This window comes from Halomonas sp. H10-59 (assembly GCF_040070555.1).
In the GTDB taxonomy this organism is placed as follows: Bacteria; Pseudomonadota; Gammaproteobacteria; order Pseudomonadales; family Halomonadaceae; genus Halomonas; species Halomonas litopenaei.
Genome location: NZ_CP098828.1, coordinates 3,014,883 through 3,029,466, shown reverse-complemented (window position 1 = coordinate 3,029,466; position 14,584 = coordinate 3,014,883). Strand labels below are relative to the sequence as shown.

Annotated in this window: 13 protein-coding genes; 9 read left to right on the top strand and 4 right to left on the bottom strand. The window is 65.6% G+C overall.

Annotated elements, in window-relative coordinates:
- The first annotated feature begins 103 nt into the window (after positions 1-103).
- The 6 genes from NFG57_RS13230 (at position 104) to NFG57_RS13205 (ending at position 7,040) form a co-directional block, all read left to right on the top strand.
- Positions 104-2,050, top strand: coding sequence for a TonB-dependent receptor (locus tag NFG57_RS13230; protein ID WP_348814514.1), 1,947 nt, complete (start codon positions 104-106; stop codon positions 2,048-2,050).
- The gene (locus tag NFG57_RS13225) at positions 2,047-2,964 is read left to right on the top strand and encodes a cobalamin-binding protein (protein ID WP_348814513.1); all 918 of its coding nucleotides are present in this window, start codon (positions 2,047-2,049) and stop codon (positions 2,962-2,964) included. The genes NFG57_RS13230 and NFG57_RS13225 overlap by 4 nt, the downstream gene beginning before the upstream one ends.
- A complete protein-coding gene (locus tag NFG57_RS13220; protein WP_348814512.1) occupies positions 2,942-3,961 on the top strand; it encodes an iron ABC transporter permease in 1,020 nt (339 codons plus the stop codon). Before NFG57_RS13225 ends, NFG57_RS13220 begins: the two co-directional genes overlap by 23 nt.
- Before the next feature lie 8 nt (positions 3,962-3,969).
- Positions 3,970-4,860 (top strand): ABC transporter ATP-binding protein, encoded by an 891-nt coding sequence (locus NFG57_RS13215; RefSeq protein WP_348814511.1) that lies wholly within the window; start codon positions 3,970-3,972, stop codon positions 4,858-4,860.
- Complete coding sequence (cobO, locus tag NFG57_RS13210) at positions 4,817-5,452, top strand: cob(I)yrinic acid a,c-diamide adenosyltransferase (protein ID WP_222568954.1); 636 nt, start codon at positions 4,817-4,819, stop codon at positions 5,450-5,452. The genes NFG57_RS13215 and cobO overlap by 44 nt, the downstream gene beginning before the upstream one ends.
- A gap of 124 nt (positions 5,453-5,576) precedes the next feature.
- The gene (locus tag NFG57_RS13205) at positions 5,577-7,040 is read left to right on the top strand and encodes a cobyric acid synthase (protein ID WP_348814510.1); all 1,464 of its coding nucleotides are present in this window, start codon (positions 5,577-5,579) and stop codon (positions 7,038-7,040) included.
- Positions 7,041-7,171: 131 nt separating this feature from the next.
- On the opposite strand, the gene NFG57_RS13200 is transcribed toward NFG57_RS13205, so the two are convergent.
- The gene (locus NFG57_RS13200) at positions 7,172-7,993 is read right to left on the bottom strand and encodes an alpha/beta hydrolase (protein ID WP_348814509.1); all 822 of its coding nucleotides are present in this window, start codon (positions 7,991-7,993) and stop codon (positions 7,172-7,174) included.
- A 160-nt stretch (positions 7,994-8,153) separates the two neighbouring features.
- Complete coding sequence (locus NFG57_RS13195) at positions 8,154-8,909, bottom strand: glycerophosphodiester phosphodiesterase family protein (RefSeq protein WP_108132973.1); 756 nt, start codon at positions 8,907-8,909, stop codon at positions 8,154-8,156.
- Positions 8,910-9,155: 246 nt separating this feature from the next.
- On the opposite strand from NFG57_RS13195, the gene NFG57_RS13190 reads away from it, so the two are divergent.
- A complete protein-coding gene (locus NFG57_RS13190; RefSeq protein ID WP_213229602.1) occupies positions 9,156-9,809 on the top strand; it encodes a hypothetical protein in 654 nt (217 codons plus the stop codon).
- Positions 9,810-10,193: 384 nt separating this feature from the next.
- On the opposite strand, the gene azu is transcribed toward NFG57_RS13190, so the two are convergent.
- Complete coding sequence (azu, locus tag NFG57_RS13185) at positions 10,194-10,688, bottom strand: azurin (RefSeq protein WP_348814508.1); 495 nt, start codon at positions 10,686-10,688, stop codon at positions 10,194-10,196.
- A gap of 285 nt (positions 10,689-10,973) precedes the next feature.
- Here azu and NFG57_RS13180 point away from each other — a divergent pair, with 285 nt between their 5' ends.
- Positions 10,974-11,951 carry an NADPH:quinone reductase gene (locus NFG57_RS13180; RefSeq protein WP_213229605.1) on the top strand — a complete coding sequence of 326 codons (978 nt, stop codon included), beginning with the start codon at positions 10,974-10,976 and terminating at the stop codon, positions 11,949-11,951.
- A gap of 160 nt (positions 11,952-12,111) precedes the next feature.
- Here the strand turns inward: NFG57_RS13180 and NFG57_RS13175 are convergent, their stop codons facing one another.
- The gene (locus NFG57_RS13175; protein WP_348814507.1) at positions 12,112-13,077 is read right to left on the bottom strand and encodes a MurR/RpiR family transcriptional regulator; all 966 of its coding nucleotides are present in this window, start codon (positions 13,075-13,077) and stop codon (positions 12,112-12,114) included.
- Between the two features lie 155 nt (positions 13,078-13,232).
- Between NFG57_RS13175 and NFG57_RS13170 the strand changes: the two genes are divergently transcribed.
- Complete coding sequence (locus NFG57_RS13170; protein WP_348814506.1) at positions 13,233-14,567, top strand: aspartate aminotransferase family protein; 1,335 nt, start codon at positions 13,233-13,235, stop codon at positions 14,565-14,567.
- Positions 14,568-14,584 lie beyond the last annotated feature (17 nt).

The window sequence follows — 14,584 nt, the reverse complement described above, 5'->3', positions numbered from 1 at the left end:
TGACGCTCCCGGGTGTCCTGTCCAGCGTTCTGTGTCCCCTGTTCGCTCCTCGGCCTTCGAGGGTCTACGCCGTGCGGGTGCGCACGGTGCCAAGGGATACACCATGTCGTCTGCTTTCTTCGCCCCTGCTCGTCTTTCTGTTGCCTGCCGCTCCCGTGGCCTGCGTCTGTGCGTCGGCCTTGCCGCCGCCCCCTGGCTACTGGTGAGCCAGGCCAGTGCCCAGCAGTCCGCTTCCTCCGACGTGACGACCGCCGAGCCGTCCTCCGTCGAACAGGTCTCTATCGAGCCCACCACCGAGCCCGCCACCGAACTCGACCCGCTGGTGGTGTCGGCGACGCTTTCGCCGCGTACCGCCAGTCAGTCGCTGTCCTCCGTCAGCGTCATCGATGAAGAGGCGCTAAGGCGCCGCGATCCGGTCAGCATTACCGACGCCCTGCGTGGCCTGCCCGGTGTGGATATTTCCACCAACGGTGGCTTCGGCAAGCAGGCGAGCGTCTATATCCGTGGTACCGGCAGCACCGCCTCGGTGATGATGATCGACGGTATCCGCCTGCGCTCGGCCACCAATGGCGGGCCTGCCTGGCAGTACCTGGAGCCGCGCATGTTCGAGCGTATCGAGGTGGTACGCGGTCCCCGCGGTGCGCTCTACGGCGCCGACGCGGTGGGCGGGGTGGTTCAGCTGTTCACCGACAAGCCCGATGAACAAGGGCCGACGCCCAGCGTGCAGCTCGGTACCGGCTCCTTCAATACCCAGCGGGCCTCAGCCAGTCTGTCGGGCCGCGAGGGCGGTACCTCCTACCAGTTCAGCGCCACCCGCCTGGACAGCGACGGCACCGAGATTCGCGACGGTGGCGAGGACAAGGCCTACGACAACACCTCGGGTCTGGTGAGTCTGTCCCACACCTTCGACAACGGCGCCAACCTCGGGCTGCTGGGACTGCGTGCCCGCGGCAACAACGAATACGAAGGTGGCGACTCCGACTATGTGCAGCAGGTGGCCGGTGTCTACGCCGAGGTGCCGGTGACCGATATCTGGTCGTCGCGTCTTACCCTGAGCGAGGCCCGTGATGAGCTGGAGGACCACTCCGAGCCCAATGACTTTGGGCCTGGAAGCACCACCGAGTTCGACACCGAGACCCATACCGTTCGCTGGGACAATACCCTGCAGCTCGGTGCCCACGAGCTGATCGCCGGCGCCGAGTATCTGGAAGACAAGGTCGACAGCACCACCGAGTACGAAGAGACCAGCCGCGACAACGTGGCGGTGTTTGCCCAGGCACTGATGGACTTCCATCCGCTCTCGTTGCAGGCGGGTCTGCGCCACGACGACAACGAGGCCTACGATGAAGAGGTCACCGGCCACCTGGCGCTGGGCTACGCCCTCGATGATCAGCACACCCTGCGTGCCAGCTACGGTACCGCCTTCCGCGCCCCGACCTTCAATGAGCTGTACTTCCCCGGCTTTGGCAACAGCGATCTTGAGCCCGAGGAGTCCGAAACCTGGGAGCTTGGTCTGCGTGGTCAGTACCAGCGGCTTTACTGGGATCTGGCGCTCTACCAGACCAACGTCGACGACCTGATCGCCAATGAGTCGAGGGATGGCCGCTTTGCCCCCTTCAATGTCGACGAGGCGCGTATTCGTGGGGTCGAACTTGCCACCGGGCTCGAGCTCGACCAGTGGACCCTGGCGGCCAGCGTCGCCTATACCGACCCGGAAGACCGTGACACCGGCAAGCAGCTGATTCGCCGCGCCAGCCAGACCCTGCGCCTGGACGCCGATCGCCAGCTGGGTGACTGGAATCTGGGGGCCTCCTTCGTCGCCCAGGACCACCGCTACAATGACGTCGACAACGACGAACGTCTGGCCGGCTACGGCACCCTGGACCTGCGCGCCGGCTGGGCCTTTGCGCCGGACTGGAAGGCCAACCTTACGCTCGAGAACGTCTTCGATCGCGAGTACGCCACCTCGCGTGCGTCTGCCTTTCAAGGTGGCTGGGACTACGAAAACCCCGGACGTGCCGCCTACCTGAGCGTCGGCTTCAACCTGTGATCATCCGCCGCTCGCTTGTCTCGGCCAGCGCCGGCCTGGTGCTGTCGGCGCTGACCGGTGCCGCCATGGCGTCCTCTTCGCCCGACGGGGACGAGGACATCTGCGTGGTCGATGACACCGAGCGGGAGCTATGCCTGGCGGCGCCGGCAGAGAGTATCGTGGCGCTGTCGCCCAGCGTCACCGAGATGCTGTTCGCGGCGGGGGCCGGCGAGCGGGTGGTGGGGGTAGTCAGCTTCAGCGACTATCCCGAGGCCGCGCGCTCGCTGCCCCAGGTGGGCAGCTACGATCGACTCGACCTCGAGTCGCTGTTGGCGCTTGACCCCGACCTGGTGGTGGCCTGGGCCGGCGGCAATCCCGGCCAGCAGGTTGAGCGCCTGGATGAACTCGGCCTGCCGGTGTTCCGCTCGGACGCCGCCAACTTCGAGCAGATCGCCACGACGCTTGAGCGGTTCGGTCGCCTGGCCGGTTCTGTGGATACCGGCGACACCGCGGCCCGAGAGCTGCGAGAATCGGTAGCGGCCCTCGGCGAGCGCTACGTTGACGCAGCACCGGTCGAGGTCTTCTATCAGGTATGGGAGCAGCCGCTGATGACCGTCAACGGTGAGCACTGGATCAGTCGGGCGCTGTCACTTTGTGGTGGTGTCAATCTATTCGCCGACGAGGCGCCGCTGGTGCCTCGACTGTCGCGGGAGGCGGTGCTGGCCGCGGACCCGGAAGTCATCATCACCGGCGGCATGGGCAAGGCGGACTCCACCTGGCTCGATGCCTGGCGCCAGTGGCCGCAGATGACCGCGGTGGTCCGCGACAACCTCTATTTCATCAACCCCGACCTGGTGCAGCGGGCGACGCCGCGCCTGGTCGAGGGCACCCGAGCCCTGTGCCAACATCTGGATGCTGCCCGTGAACGCCGCTGACTCCAGCGCTATCTTTCGGCCCAGCCGGCGACGTCGTCCGCTGGGCCTGCTGGCGCTGCTCGGTGTGGTGTCGGTGGTGCTGGCCGTGTCGGTGGGCAGCGTCGCGCTGTCACCGATGGAGCTGTGGCTGACGCTGACCGGGCAGGGCAGCCCCCTCCACCAGACCCTGGTGTGGGAGCTGCGCCTGCCTCGTGCGCTGGCCGCCTTCGGTACCGGTGCCTTGCTGGCCCTGGCCGGCGCCCTGATGCAGGTACTGCTGCGCAATCCGCTGGCCGACCCCTATGTGCTCGGGCTCTCCGGCGGGGCCTCGGTGGCGGCGCTGTGTGCCATGCTCGCTGGCCTTGGCGCGGCGCTGGTCTCAGCCTCGGCCTTTGCCGGTGCGCTGGTGTCGATCCTGGTGGTATTCGGCCTGGCCCATGGCAGCGGCAGCTGGTCGCCGGCCCGCCTGCTGCTGACCGGGGTCGTCATGGCCTCCGGCTGGGGCGCGATCATCACCTTCCTGCTGGCGGTCAGCCCGGTAGAAGAGCTGCCGGGCATGCTCTACTGGCTGATGGGCGACATGGCCTACGCCCGCAGTCCCTGGCCGGTACTGGTCATCGCCGCGCTGTCGGCGCTAGTACTGGTGCCACTGGGGCGGACCCTCAATGTGCTTGCCCGGGGTGGCCAGCAGGCGCTGGCGCTGGGCGTGGCGGTGCGTCCGCTGGAATGGGGGCTGTATCTGGCGGCGAGCCTGGCCACCGCCACCGCGGTGACCACCGCCGGATCGGTGGGGTTCGTCGGCCTGATGGTGCCGCATATGCTGCGCCTTCGCCTAGGTGCCGATCAGCGTCTGATCCTGCCGGCCTCGCTGCTGGCCGGTGGCTGCCTGCTGACCCTGGCCGATACCCTGGCGCGGACCCTGATCGCCCCCCAGCAGTTGCCGGTAGGGGTGATCACCGCGCTGATCGGGGTGCCGAGTTTTCTCTACCTGCTGCATCGCAGCCACGGCAAGGGATAGGGGCGTTCATGGCTGTCACACCCGCATCCACCGACCAGGCGCTGCCATCCTGTTCGCTGTCCTGCGAAACGCTGGTGATCGACGTGCCCGGCAGGGCGGACGGTCAGCCGCTGTCGTTTTCCATCGAGCCCGGCAGTCGCTGGGGCATCCTCGGGCCCAACGGCGCCGGCAAGAGCACGCTCCTGCATACCCTGGCCGGGTTAAGGGCGCCGCGCCATGGGCGCTTGAGGCTGGACGGCCGGCCGCTGACCGACTGGCGCCGGCGTGCCGTTGCCCAGCGTCTGGGCGTGGTGTTCCAGGAGCGCCATGACGAGTTTCCGGCCAGCGTGCTGGAAACCGCGCTGATCGGCCGCCATCCCTTCCTCCGGGCCTGGCAGAACGAAAGCGAGGACGACGTCCAGCGCGCCCTGGGGGCGCTTGAACGCCTCGATATCGCTCACCTGGCCCACAGGCCGCTGGCGACCCTGTCCGGCGGCGAACGTCAGCGGGTCAGCCTGGCCACGGTGCTGACCCAGGCGCCGCAGATCTGGCTAGTGGATGAACCGACCAACCACCTCGACCTGCATCATCAGGTGGCGGCCATGGCGCTGCTCGACGAACAGGCAAGCCAGGGTGCCGCCGTGGTGATGTGCCTGCACGATCTCAATCTGGCGGCGCGCTGGTGCGACCATCTGCTGCTTTTGTATCCCGATGGCGCGGCCTGCTGGGGACCACGCGACGATATGCTAGTGACGTCTGCCCTCGAGCGGCTCTACGACCAGCCGCTGAGCGTCGCCGAGGTCGATGGCGCCGCTGTCTTCATGCCGCGGGTGGCCTCGTCGCTTAATCCGCCGCGCCCCACCAAGGAAGTTTCCCATGACCCACACGTCCCCCACGACACAGACTCCGAAGAACGTTGATCCCGAGCGCCACGCCCGGCGCATGGCCGCCAAGCAGCGGATCATGGCCGAGCGCATCGCCAGTGCCGACAAGGAACAGGGCGTGCTGCTGGTGCTGACCGGCCCCGGCAAGGGCAAGAGTTCATCCGGCTTCGGCATGCTGGCCCGTGCACTTGGCCACGACATGAAGGTGGGCGTGGTGCAGTTCATCAAGGGTGCCTTTTCCACCGGGGAGGAGGCCTTCTATCGCCGCCAGCCGGGGGTGGCGTTCCACGTCATGGGCGAGGGCTACACCTGGGACACCCAGGACCGGGAGCGCGATGTCGCCGCCGCCGAAGCCGCCTGGGACAAGGCACGCGAGTTGCTTCAGGATCCCGATATCGCGCTGGTACTGCTCGATGAGCTGAACATCGCCCTGCGCTACGGTTACCTGGATCTCGACCGGGTACTGGACGACCTGCAGGCCAGACCGGCGATGCAGCACGTGGTGGTGACCGGGCGCCACGCGCCCCAGGCGCTGATCGAACTGGCCGATACGGTCACCGAGATGAAGGTGGTCAAGCACGCCTTCAAGGATCAAGGCATCAAGGCCCAGAAGGGTATCGAGCTTTGATCGAACCCCCAGAAGGGTATCGAGCTTTGATCGAGCATTGATCGAACCCCAAAAAGGGTATCGCGTTGCGATCAAGCTTTGATCTAACTCCAGGAAGAGCATCGAGCAGTAAGGGAGCGCTAGCATGGCAACGCTGATGATCCAGGGCACCACCTCGGATGCCGGCAAGTCCACGGTGGTCGCCGGTCTGTGCCGGGTGCTGGCACGGCGCGGGTTCAGCGTGGCCCCGTTCAAGCCCCAGAACATGGCGCTGAACAGTGCCGTCACCGTGGACGGCGGCGAGATCGGTCGCTCCACCGCGCTGCAGGCCCAGGCTGCCCGCGTAGCGCCCCACAGCGACATGAATCCCGTGCTGTTGAAGCCCGAAAGCGACAAGGGCGCCCAGGTCATCCTGGCCGGTCGCGTCCACGGCAGCATGGCCGCGCTGGACTATCACGCCTACAAGACCACCGCCCGACAGACGGTGATGGACTGCCATCGCCGGCTGTCCGAGCGCTTCGACGTGATCATCGCCGAAGGGGCGGGCAGCCCCGCCGAGGTCAACCTGCGCGAAGGCGACATCGCCAACATGGGCTTCGCCGAGGCGGTGGACTGCCCGGTACTGCTGGTCGGTGATATCGACCGAGGCGGCGTCTTTGCCCAGCTATGCGGCACCTTGGCGCTGGTCAGCGCGTCCGAAAACGCGCGGATCAAGGGCTTCGTGATCAACCGCTTTCGCGGCGATATCGGGCTGCTGGAACCGGGGCTTGAGTGGCTGGCCGAGCGCGAGGCGAGGCCGGTGCTCGGTGTGCTTCCCTACCTGCAGGGGCTGTGGCTCGACGCCGAGGACAGCCTGTCGCTGGAGCAGCGGCTTGATCACGCAGGGGGCGACATGCTCAAGGTGGTGGTGCCGGCTCTGCCGCGCATCAGCAACCACACCGACCTCGATCCGCTACGCCTGCATCCTCGCGTCAGCCTGAGCCTGGTCGGCCCCGACCAGCCGATGCCCGATGCCGACGTCATCCTGTTGCCGGGCAGCAAGAACACCCGGGCGGACCTGGCCTGGCTGCGCAGCCAAGGGTGGGATGAGCGTATCCGGCGTCATCTGCGTTACGGCGGGCGGGTGCTGGGTGTCTGCGGCGGTTTTCAGATGCTGGGGGAATGGATCGACGATCCTGACGGCATCGAGGGCGAGCCCGGCGGCGTCGAAGGGCTCGGGTGGCTTGCCATGTCCACCACCATGCGCCCCGATAAGCGCCTGAAACGGGTCAGCGGGCGCATCGACACCGCCGACGGCTGCTGCAGCATCCACGGCTACGAGATTCATCAAGGCGTCAGCCGGGGCGAGGCGCTTTCGCGGCCACTGATGCGCCTCGAAGGACGAGACGAAGGTGCCGTCAGCCAGGATGGCCAGATCATGGGTACCTATCTGCACGGGCTGTTCGACGGCCCCGACGCCTGCGAAGCATTGCTCGCCCGCCTCGGGCTTCCGCCCGAGGACACTCGCCGGGTAGATCTCGACGCCCATCGCGAACGTCAACTCGACCGCCTGGCCGACACCATCGAGCAGCATCTGGATATGGAGATGGTTCTGCGCCTGATCGGTTGAGGAAGATGGTCCGATATCGGCGCGCATCTGAGGCAACCAAGTCTCTGCGCTCGAAGAAGTGACGGCGTATGCCATTTGAGCGCAATGTCTTTGTCAATTGCCCGTTCGATGAGGCGTACTATTATCCGCTATTACGTCCCTTGCTCTTCACCATAATCTACGTTGATTTGCTCACTCAGCAGGCTCGTGGTGTAGTCAAGGACTCTGTCAGGCTGCTCGCGATGGGGCACGTGGCCACACCCCTCCAGCAATACCATCCGTGACGACCCTTGAGGCAGTTGCGCGTAGCGTTTGGGCTGCTGTGGTGAGCCGTATTCGTCCTGGTCACCGTGCAGCGCCAGTACAGGACACCGGACCCGTCTGAGGGTGTCATCCAGGGCCCAGCCCCGAAAGTCGGGGTCCAACCAGGTCTTTACCCAGGCGTCGAGCACCCAACGGGCCTTGTCCCCATGGTACTTCTCCAGGCGCTCGATCTGGCCGGGCAGGTCGAATGTATCGCGGGCCTGTCGGATGCCCGAAAGCGTGCGTTCTTCCACAAAGGCCTGGGCCGCCAGAGTAATCAGCGCCTGGCAATCGTCGAAGTGGGCAGCGATACCGGCGGCCATGCAGCCGCCCACGCTATGGCCCAGAACAACGAAACCCTCGAGCTTTAACGCACGATGAAGCGCGGCAAAGCCCTGGTGCGCTTCGCCGGCGATAAAGGTGTGGGTCAGTCGGTCCGGGTGGCGCGTGGATTGGCCGAAGCCCAGTCGATCGTAAGCGATCACTTCGCGGCCGGTGGTCATGCACAGGGCTTCGGGGAAGTCGCGCCACAGCTCAACGCAGCCCAGCGAGTCATGCAGCAACACGATGGGCGCGCCCTTGGTATCAGGCTCGGGACGCCATCGACGAACAAACAGCGATTGCCAGTCTGTGTCGTGCAGTGATAGCTGAAGGTCAGATACCTGGGGCATGAAGTGGCTCGCTGGCAGCAACGTATCAAGCCCACTCTAGCGAGTGGCCGCTGGCCTGCCAAGCAAGCGCTAGGTTTGGACAGGTTGCTTTCAGGACAGGTCGCTTGTAATACAGGGCCATGCCAGTGTCAGAGCCGCTTCAAGGATACGCCTTGGCAAGTTACGTCTTGTCGGCAAAGCGTTCGGGGTCATCGGAAATGACGGTGGTCACGCCCCATTTCCAGTACTTGGCGAAGGCCACCGGATCATTGGCGGTATAGCACAGCAGCGGTGTGCCGCTCTGGGTAACCTCCCGAGCCCGCTCTTCCTTCAGCTTCTTCCAGTCGCAGTGCAGACTGTAGGCCTGCACCGCTTCCATGTCGTGCCGCCAGTTCTTGCCGATCTTGTCGACCAGCACCCCAAGGGCGAGCTGGTCTGGCGTGGCGATGCTGCGCGCGTGATCGAGGGCCGCCGGGCTGAAGGAAGATACCAGTCGACGTTCGAACGGCAGCGCTTCCAGCAGACGCGGGATCACCGATTCGGCCAGCGCTTCGGGGTCGCGTCCCCTGGTCACCTTGAGTTCCAGGTTGACCGCCATACCGCGTCGATCGATCAGATTGAGCATGTCGTCGAGTGTCGCCATGCGCTCACCGCGAAAGCGCTCGGCGTACCAGGCGCCGACGTCGTATTCCCTGGCCTGTTCCAGACGCAGCTTGCTTAACTTGCCGCGCCCGTTGGAGCAGCGCCGCATGCCGGGGTCGTGCCAGATCACCGGGGTACCATCACCCAGCAATTGCACATCGAGCTCGACCCAGGTGATACCGGCTTCCCAGGCAAGCTGGACGGCACTCAGGGTATTTTCCGGTGCATGGGCCGACAGGCCGCGATGCGCCATCAGGCGGGGCAGGTCGATAAGGGGCGTGCGAGATGTCGTCATGGGCTCTCCTTGGCTTGGCGTCACAACATGGCACCGGCTTTCGTCATCATCGGACATGACCGTCCTGCTAGCCAGAGGCTGCACGCCTCCATGTTGGGCCACAAAGATGACCGAACGGCGACGACATGAACACCCCGTCTGTCGCAGCGGTACGCCGAGGGCGGTGTCGCTGCCTGGAATATGCTAGTCTCGCCGGTTTCGACAAGTGGGTCAGCGCCGGTCGGCGCCAGCAATTAGAGGTCAGTGATGAAGGTCGTCAAAATCAACGAGCCCCAGCAGCGGGAAGCCTGCCTGGCACGCCTTTGTGCGGAAGCCTACGGTCATCAGGCGGGTATCGCCCCCCTGGTCACCTTCGCCGGCGTCATCGGGGTGCTGTTCAAGCAGGAAGCCGCCCGGCTTCTCGCGCTGGTGGACGATCAGTCCCGTCCCATCGCGCTGGCCCTGCTGGTCAGCGACGAAGCCGGTACCAGCATGAATGTGGCCCAGTTGACGTCGCTGGATCCTGACGCCGAAAGTGCGGTCGACGGCGGCAACAAGACCAGCGCGGAAAGCGAGAGCCAGGGCGAGGCGCAAAAGCCGGCCGGCAAGGGCAAGCTGAATCCCGCCCTTCGCCTGGTGGCGGAACTGGCGCTGCGGGCGCCGCTGCGGGTGGACGTGGTCAGCGATGCCCAGAAGGCCGAGTTTAGCGCCGCCGGTATCCAGCGCTGGATCAAGGGCCCGGGCGAGCTGCAGATCGGTCTGGGACCCAAGCATACGGCCACCAGCCTCGACAATCTGCCGCGTACCCTGACCGTGGACGAAGCCTCGGTGGTGGCCAACTTCAAGCAGGACAAGGCGTTGTTCGAAGATTACAAGAACCGCTTCGTCAGAGGCCTGGAGTCCTTCCCGCGGACGTTGTGATCAGCGACGGAAGGGCACCTGTTGGGTCCTTCCCGCGGACGCTATGAACTAGTAGAAGTGGTAGCAACAACGAAGCCCCGGCCCTTACCTCTTTTGGAGGCGAGGGCCGGGGCTTCGTCGTTGGGCAAAGGGTCGGCGCTTGCCGGGCCGAGGTGGTTGTTGATCCGCTCGCGGGCAGCAAGAACGGAGGTGGCCCGGGTCACGCCGTCAGGGATCGATGCCCGTCGATCCGTGCAGTTGTCTAGGCGCTGTCCGAAAAGTCGACGAGCGAAGGTTAGACAAGGCAAAAATCGGTGAGAAAGCGCAGTTTACGGGGTGTAAATGAGCATTTTGATCCGATTTTTAACGCCGTATTACCGAGCGCAGGCACTTTTCAGACAAGCCCTAGCCCTCGCTGGTGAGGCTGAACGATCCCTTCATCATCGAGGAGTGGCCGGGGAAGGAGCAGAAGAAGGTCAGATCCTGGTCGGCGAGTCCTTCGGTGTCGAAGGTGATGCTGGTGGATTCGCCGCCGCCGATGATGTCGGTGGCGGCCAGGATGCGGTCATCCTCCGGTAGGTAGTTGCTGTCGAGTCCCGCCTGCATGCCGGCGGAGGCAATCTCCTGATAGGCGTCGGTAGGGGCCAGCACCCAGTTGTGTCCCATCACGTCTTTCGCCATGGAGCCCGAGTGGGTCAACGTCAGACTGACGGTCTCGCAGCTGGCGGGTACGCTCAGCTCGCTCTTGTCGTACTGCATCTGGTCATTGGAATCGATGGTCAGCCGGCACTCTTCGGCGACGTTGTCCGAGGCGTCGTCATCCGCCATCGCCACGGCAGAGAATAGCGGCACGGCGGTGATCGCGAGGATGGAGGCGGAGGAAAGCAGGGCATGTTTCATGACAGCGTCCTTTTCGTTGCTGGATGAGGTGGGTGCAGGGTTTGCCACGACCGTTCACGGCGTTCAGCAAGGGGAAACGCGGTGCACCACACAAGATGTATCCATGTTTATATGTTAACTGTATACAGTTGATGAGTCTCGTAGACATCAATGGAGCTGTCAAGCGCCGACAGTGATCCCGTGGCCACGGCTGTGCCGACGGCAAATCCAGTTTGGACTTGACCGAGGTCGAGCAGAGCGCTTGACTGGGCGTACATACCCGTTAGCAGCGTAAGGAAGCCTTTCATGGCCAAGCGGATTCAATTCGCACGCACCGGCGATTCCGAGGTGCTGGAACTCGTCGATACACCGGCGGCCGAGCCGGGCCCCGGCGAGGTACGCGTCGCCAATGAGGCGGTGGGCCTCAACTTCATCGATATCTACTTCCGCACCGGTCTGTATCCGGCGCCGTCCCTGCCGTCGGGCCTGGGAACCGAAGGCGCTGGCGTGGTCGACGCCGTGGGCGAGGGGGTCGAGCATCTGCAGGTAGGCGACCGCGTGGCCTACGCTCAGGGGCCCCTGGGTGCCTACGCCGAACTGCACACCCTGCCGGCGGACAAGGTGGTGGCGCTGCCCGAGGGGATCAGTTGCGAGACCGCAGCGGGGGCCATGCTCAAGGGGCTGACGGTGCAGTACCTGCTGCGTCAGACCTACCCGCTGCAGGGCGGCGAGACCATCCTGTTCCACGCCGCTGCCGGTGGGGTGGGGTCGATTGCCTGTCAGTGGGCCAAGGCCCTGGGCGTCAAGCTGATCGGTACGGTCAGCTCCGTCGAGAAGGCAGAGCTTGCCAAGCGCAATGGCGCCTGGGCGACCATCGACTACACCAAGGAAGACGTGGTCGAGAGGGTGCGCGAGCTGACCGGTGGCGAGATGGTCGACGTGGTCTACGACAGCGTCGGCAAGGACACCTGGGAGACCTCGCTGGACTGCCTGAAGCCGCGCGGCCTGATGGTCAGCTTCGGCAACGCCTCCGGACCGGTCGAGGGGGTCAACATCGGCATCCTCAACCAGAAGGGCGCGCTCTACGTCACTCGGCCGAGCCTCAACGGCTACGCCGACAGCCCGGAGCGGCTGCAGGACATGGCCGACGAGCTGTTCGACATGATCGAGAGCGGCAAGGTAAAGATCGACGTGGCCCAGCGCTTCGCCCTGGCGGAGGCCGGCAAGGCCCAGGACGCCTTGGCGTCACGCAAGACCACCGGGTCTACCGTGCTGCTGCCCTGAGCGATCGATCGCCGATCCCTATCTTCTTGATCGAACTTGTCCTCCGGACAGAGCGGGCCCGCCAAGTTGGCGGGCCCGCTTGCATTTCAGGGAGGCGTCGGCCTGACGGCGGAGTGGCTTGCGTACCGGCTGCCCTGCTCGCCGTCGGTTCTGCTTGGCGCTACAGCGACGCCCCCAGCTCGCGAATCATCTTCTCGCGCCGCTTGAGGGCGGCCAGTCCCTCGTCGCCCAGGCGATCGGCCACCTCGGTCAGCAGGCCCTGGGCCAGCAGGAAGAAGGCACCCATGGCGTTGGAGAAGAACAGGCTGTCGGTAGGCACCAGGAAACGGTATTCGGCGACCCGGGCAAGCGTAGACGACTCGCTGTCGGTCAGGGCGACCACCCGAATCCCCGCCCGCGCCGCCACCCGTGCGGTTTCTAGCACGCTGGTGGTGTAGGGAAAGCAGCTGATCACCACCAGCAGGTCCCCTTCATCCAGTTGCGCCAGGGCATCGGCCACCCCCTGGTGTCCCGCATCCAGCTCTCCGGTATCGGCACGCAGCATGCCAAGCCCATAGGCTATGAACTGCGCCAGCGACGCAAACTGGCGTTGCCCGTGGACCCTGACCCGACGGGCGAGGGCCAGCAGCTCGACCACCCGGTCGTAGTCATCGGCGTCGAGTCGCTCGAGCAGGCCGGCGAAGTTGGCGCTCTCCTGGCGTCCGAGCCGGGCCAGCCGCGCGACACCCTGGCCCTGGTCGCGATCGGTCGACAGCCTCGAGGCCAGGTCGCTGTAGAAGTGCTCGCCGCCGTCGGCCAGATCCCGCCGAAACACCGCCTGCAGCTCGCCGAAGCCGTCGAAGCCCAGGCGCTGGGCCAGCCGGGTCAAGGTCGAGGGGTTCACCTCGAGCCGCCCGGCCAGCTCGCTGATCGAGGCCACCGCACTCGCCTGCGGCGACTCCAGCAGTGCCATCAGCACCCGCAACGATCGTTTGCCCAGACGAACCTCGCCGTCACCGGCCTGGATCTGCGCTGCCAGCTCCTGCAAGTCGCCGAGGGTGCTCGATTCGCCGAGGCGAACAGGGCGGTCCTGAGCGCTCCGCTCGGTCGGTGGCTTGGTGGCGGGCTTCGAGTCGCGAGAGGGCATGGCGTCTCCTTGAATGACGAGCGGGCCAGTGTGCCAGCTTGGCGGGCGTCTGTCCGGTGAGGCGTAGACTCAACTTGCAAATATGCATTGTGCAAAAATAGAATGCATTTAATATTTGCATTTATGCGATGTTGTATCTACCTGCTGGAGGTTCCATGAGCCGCGTCTTTCACCGCCACCTCAAGGCGTCCTATCCCACCGCGGTGGCAGGCGATGGGCCCTATCTGATCGATGCCGCAGGCAAGCGCTACCTCGATGCCTGTGGCGGCGCGGCGGTGTCCTGCCTGGGGCATAGCGATCCCGAGGTGCAGGCCGCTATCAGCGAACAGGTCAAGTGCATGGCCTACGCCCATTCAAGCTTCTTTACCTCGGAGCCGATGGAGGCGCTGGCCGACTTTCTGGTCGATCGTGCGCCCCAGGGCATCGGCAGCGTCTACTTCGTCTCCGGCGGTTCCGAAGCGGTGGAAGCGGCGCTGAAGATGGCGCGCCAGTACTTTCTCGAGATCGGCCAGCCAGAGCGCACCCAGGTCATCGCCCGGCGCCAGAGCTACCACGGCAATACCCTGGGGGCGCTGGCCACCGGCGGAAACGCCTGGCGTCGGCGGCCCTTCGAACCGCTGCTGGCTGACACCACCCACGTCAGCCCCTGTTACGCCTACCGCGGCCAGCGCGCCGACGAAAGCGCCGAAGCCTACGGCGAGCGACTCGCGGTGGAACTCGAGGACACCATCGAGCGGCTGGGGCCGCGCCGGGTCATGGCCTTTGTCGCCGAGCCGGTGGTTGGGGCGACCCTTGGCGCGGTGCCGGCGGTGCCCGGATACTTTCGGCGGGTGCGCGAGATCTGCGATCGTCACGGCATCCTGCTGATTCTCGATGAGGTGATGTGCGGCATGGGGCGCACCGGTCGCCTGTTTGCCTGCGAGCAGGAAGGCGTCAGCCCCGACCTTCTGACCGTGGCCAAGGGCCTGGGCGGGGGCTACCAGCCCATCGGCGCCACCCTGGCCAGTGCGCGTATCCGCGACACCATTGCCGAGGGCACCGGCTTCTTCCAGCATGGCCACACCTATATCGGCCACGCCACCGCCTGCGCCGCGGCGCTGGCGGTGCAGCGCGCGGTAGAGGAGCGCGGCCTGCTTGAGCAGGTGCGGGCCAGGGGCGAGGCGCTGCGTGCTCGCCTCGAGCAGCGCTTTGGCAACCACCCGCACGTCGGCGATATTCGCGGACGCGGGCTGTTTCTGGGACTCGAGCTGGTGGCGGACCGGGCCAGCAAGGAGCCCTTCGATCCCGACCAGCGCCTCAACGCCGCGGTCAAGGCCGCCGCCATGGACCAGGGGCTGATGTGTTATCCCGCCGGCGGTACCCTGGACGGACGCCGTGGAGACCATGTGCTGCTGGCGCCGCCCTATATCGTCGAGGAATATCATCTCGACGAGATCGTCGACAAGCTCGACGCCGCCTTGCAGCAGGCGCTTGGCCAGGTGGGCCATTGAGTCCGTGCCTGGCGCTT

What these genes read in the sequence shown, in the direction of transcription:
- NFG57_RS13230 (WP_348814514.1), top strand. Translation starts at nt 104, where the DNA reads ATGTCGTCTGCTTTCTTCGCCCCTGCTCGTCTTTCTGTTGCCTGCCGC.
- NFG57_RS13220 (WP_348814512.1), top strand. Translation starts at nt 2,942, where the DNA reads ATGCTGCCCGTGAACGCCGCTGACTCCAGCGCTATCTTTCGGCCCAGC.
- NFG57_RS13215 (WP_348814511.1), top strand. Translation starts at nt 3,970, where the DNA reads ATGGCTGTCACACCCGCATCCACCGACCAGGCGCTGCCATCCTGTTCG.
- cobO (WP_222568954.1), top strand. Translation starts at nt 4,817, where the DNA reads ATGACCCACACGTCCCCCACGACACAGACTCCGAAGAACGTTGATCCC.
- NFG57_RS13205 (WP_348814510.1), top strand. Translation starts at nt 5,577, where the DNA reads ATGGCAACGCTGATGATCCAGGGCACCACCTCGGATGCCGGCAAGTCC.
- NFG57_RS13200 (WP_348814509.1), bottom strand. Translation starts at nt 7,993, where the DNA reads ATGCCCCAGGTATCTGACCTTCAGCTATCACTGCACGACACAGACTGG.
- NFG57_RS13195 (WP_108132973.1), bottom strand. Translation starts at nt 8,909, where the DNA reads ATGACGACATCTCGCACGCCCCTTATCGACCTGCCCCGCCTGATGGCG.
- NFG57_RS13190 (WP_213229602.1), top strand. Translation starts at nt 9,156, where the DNA reads ATGAAGGTCGTCAAAATCAACGAGCCCCAGCAGCGGGAAGCCTGCCTG.
- azu (WP_348814508.1), bottom strand. Translation starts at nt 10,688, where the DNA reads ATGAAACATGCCCTGCTTTCCTCCGCCTCCATCCTCGCGATCACCGCC.
- NFG57_RS13180 (WP_213229605.1), top strand. Translation starts at nt 10,974, where the DNA reads ATGGCCAAGCGGATTCAATTCGCACGCACCGGCGATTCCGAGGTGCTG.
- NFG57_RS13175 (WP_348814507.1), bottom strand. Translation starts at nt 13,077, where the DNA reads ATGCCCTCTCGCGACTCGAAGCCCGCCACCAAGCCACCGACCGAGCGG.
- NFG57_RS13170 (WP_348814506.1), top strand. Translation starts at nt 13,233, where the DNA reads ATGAGCCGCGTCTTTCACCGCCACCTCAAGGCGTCCTATCCCACCGCG.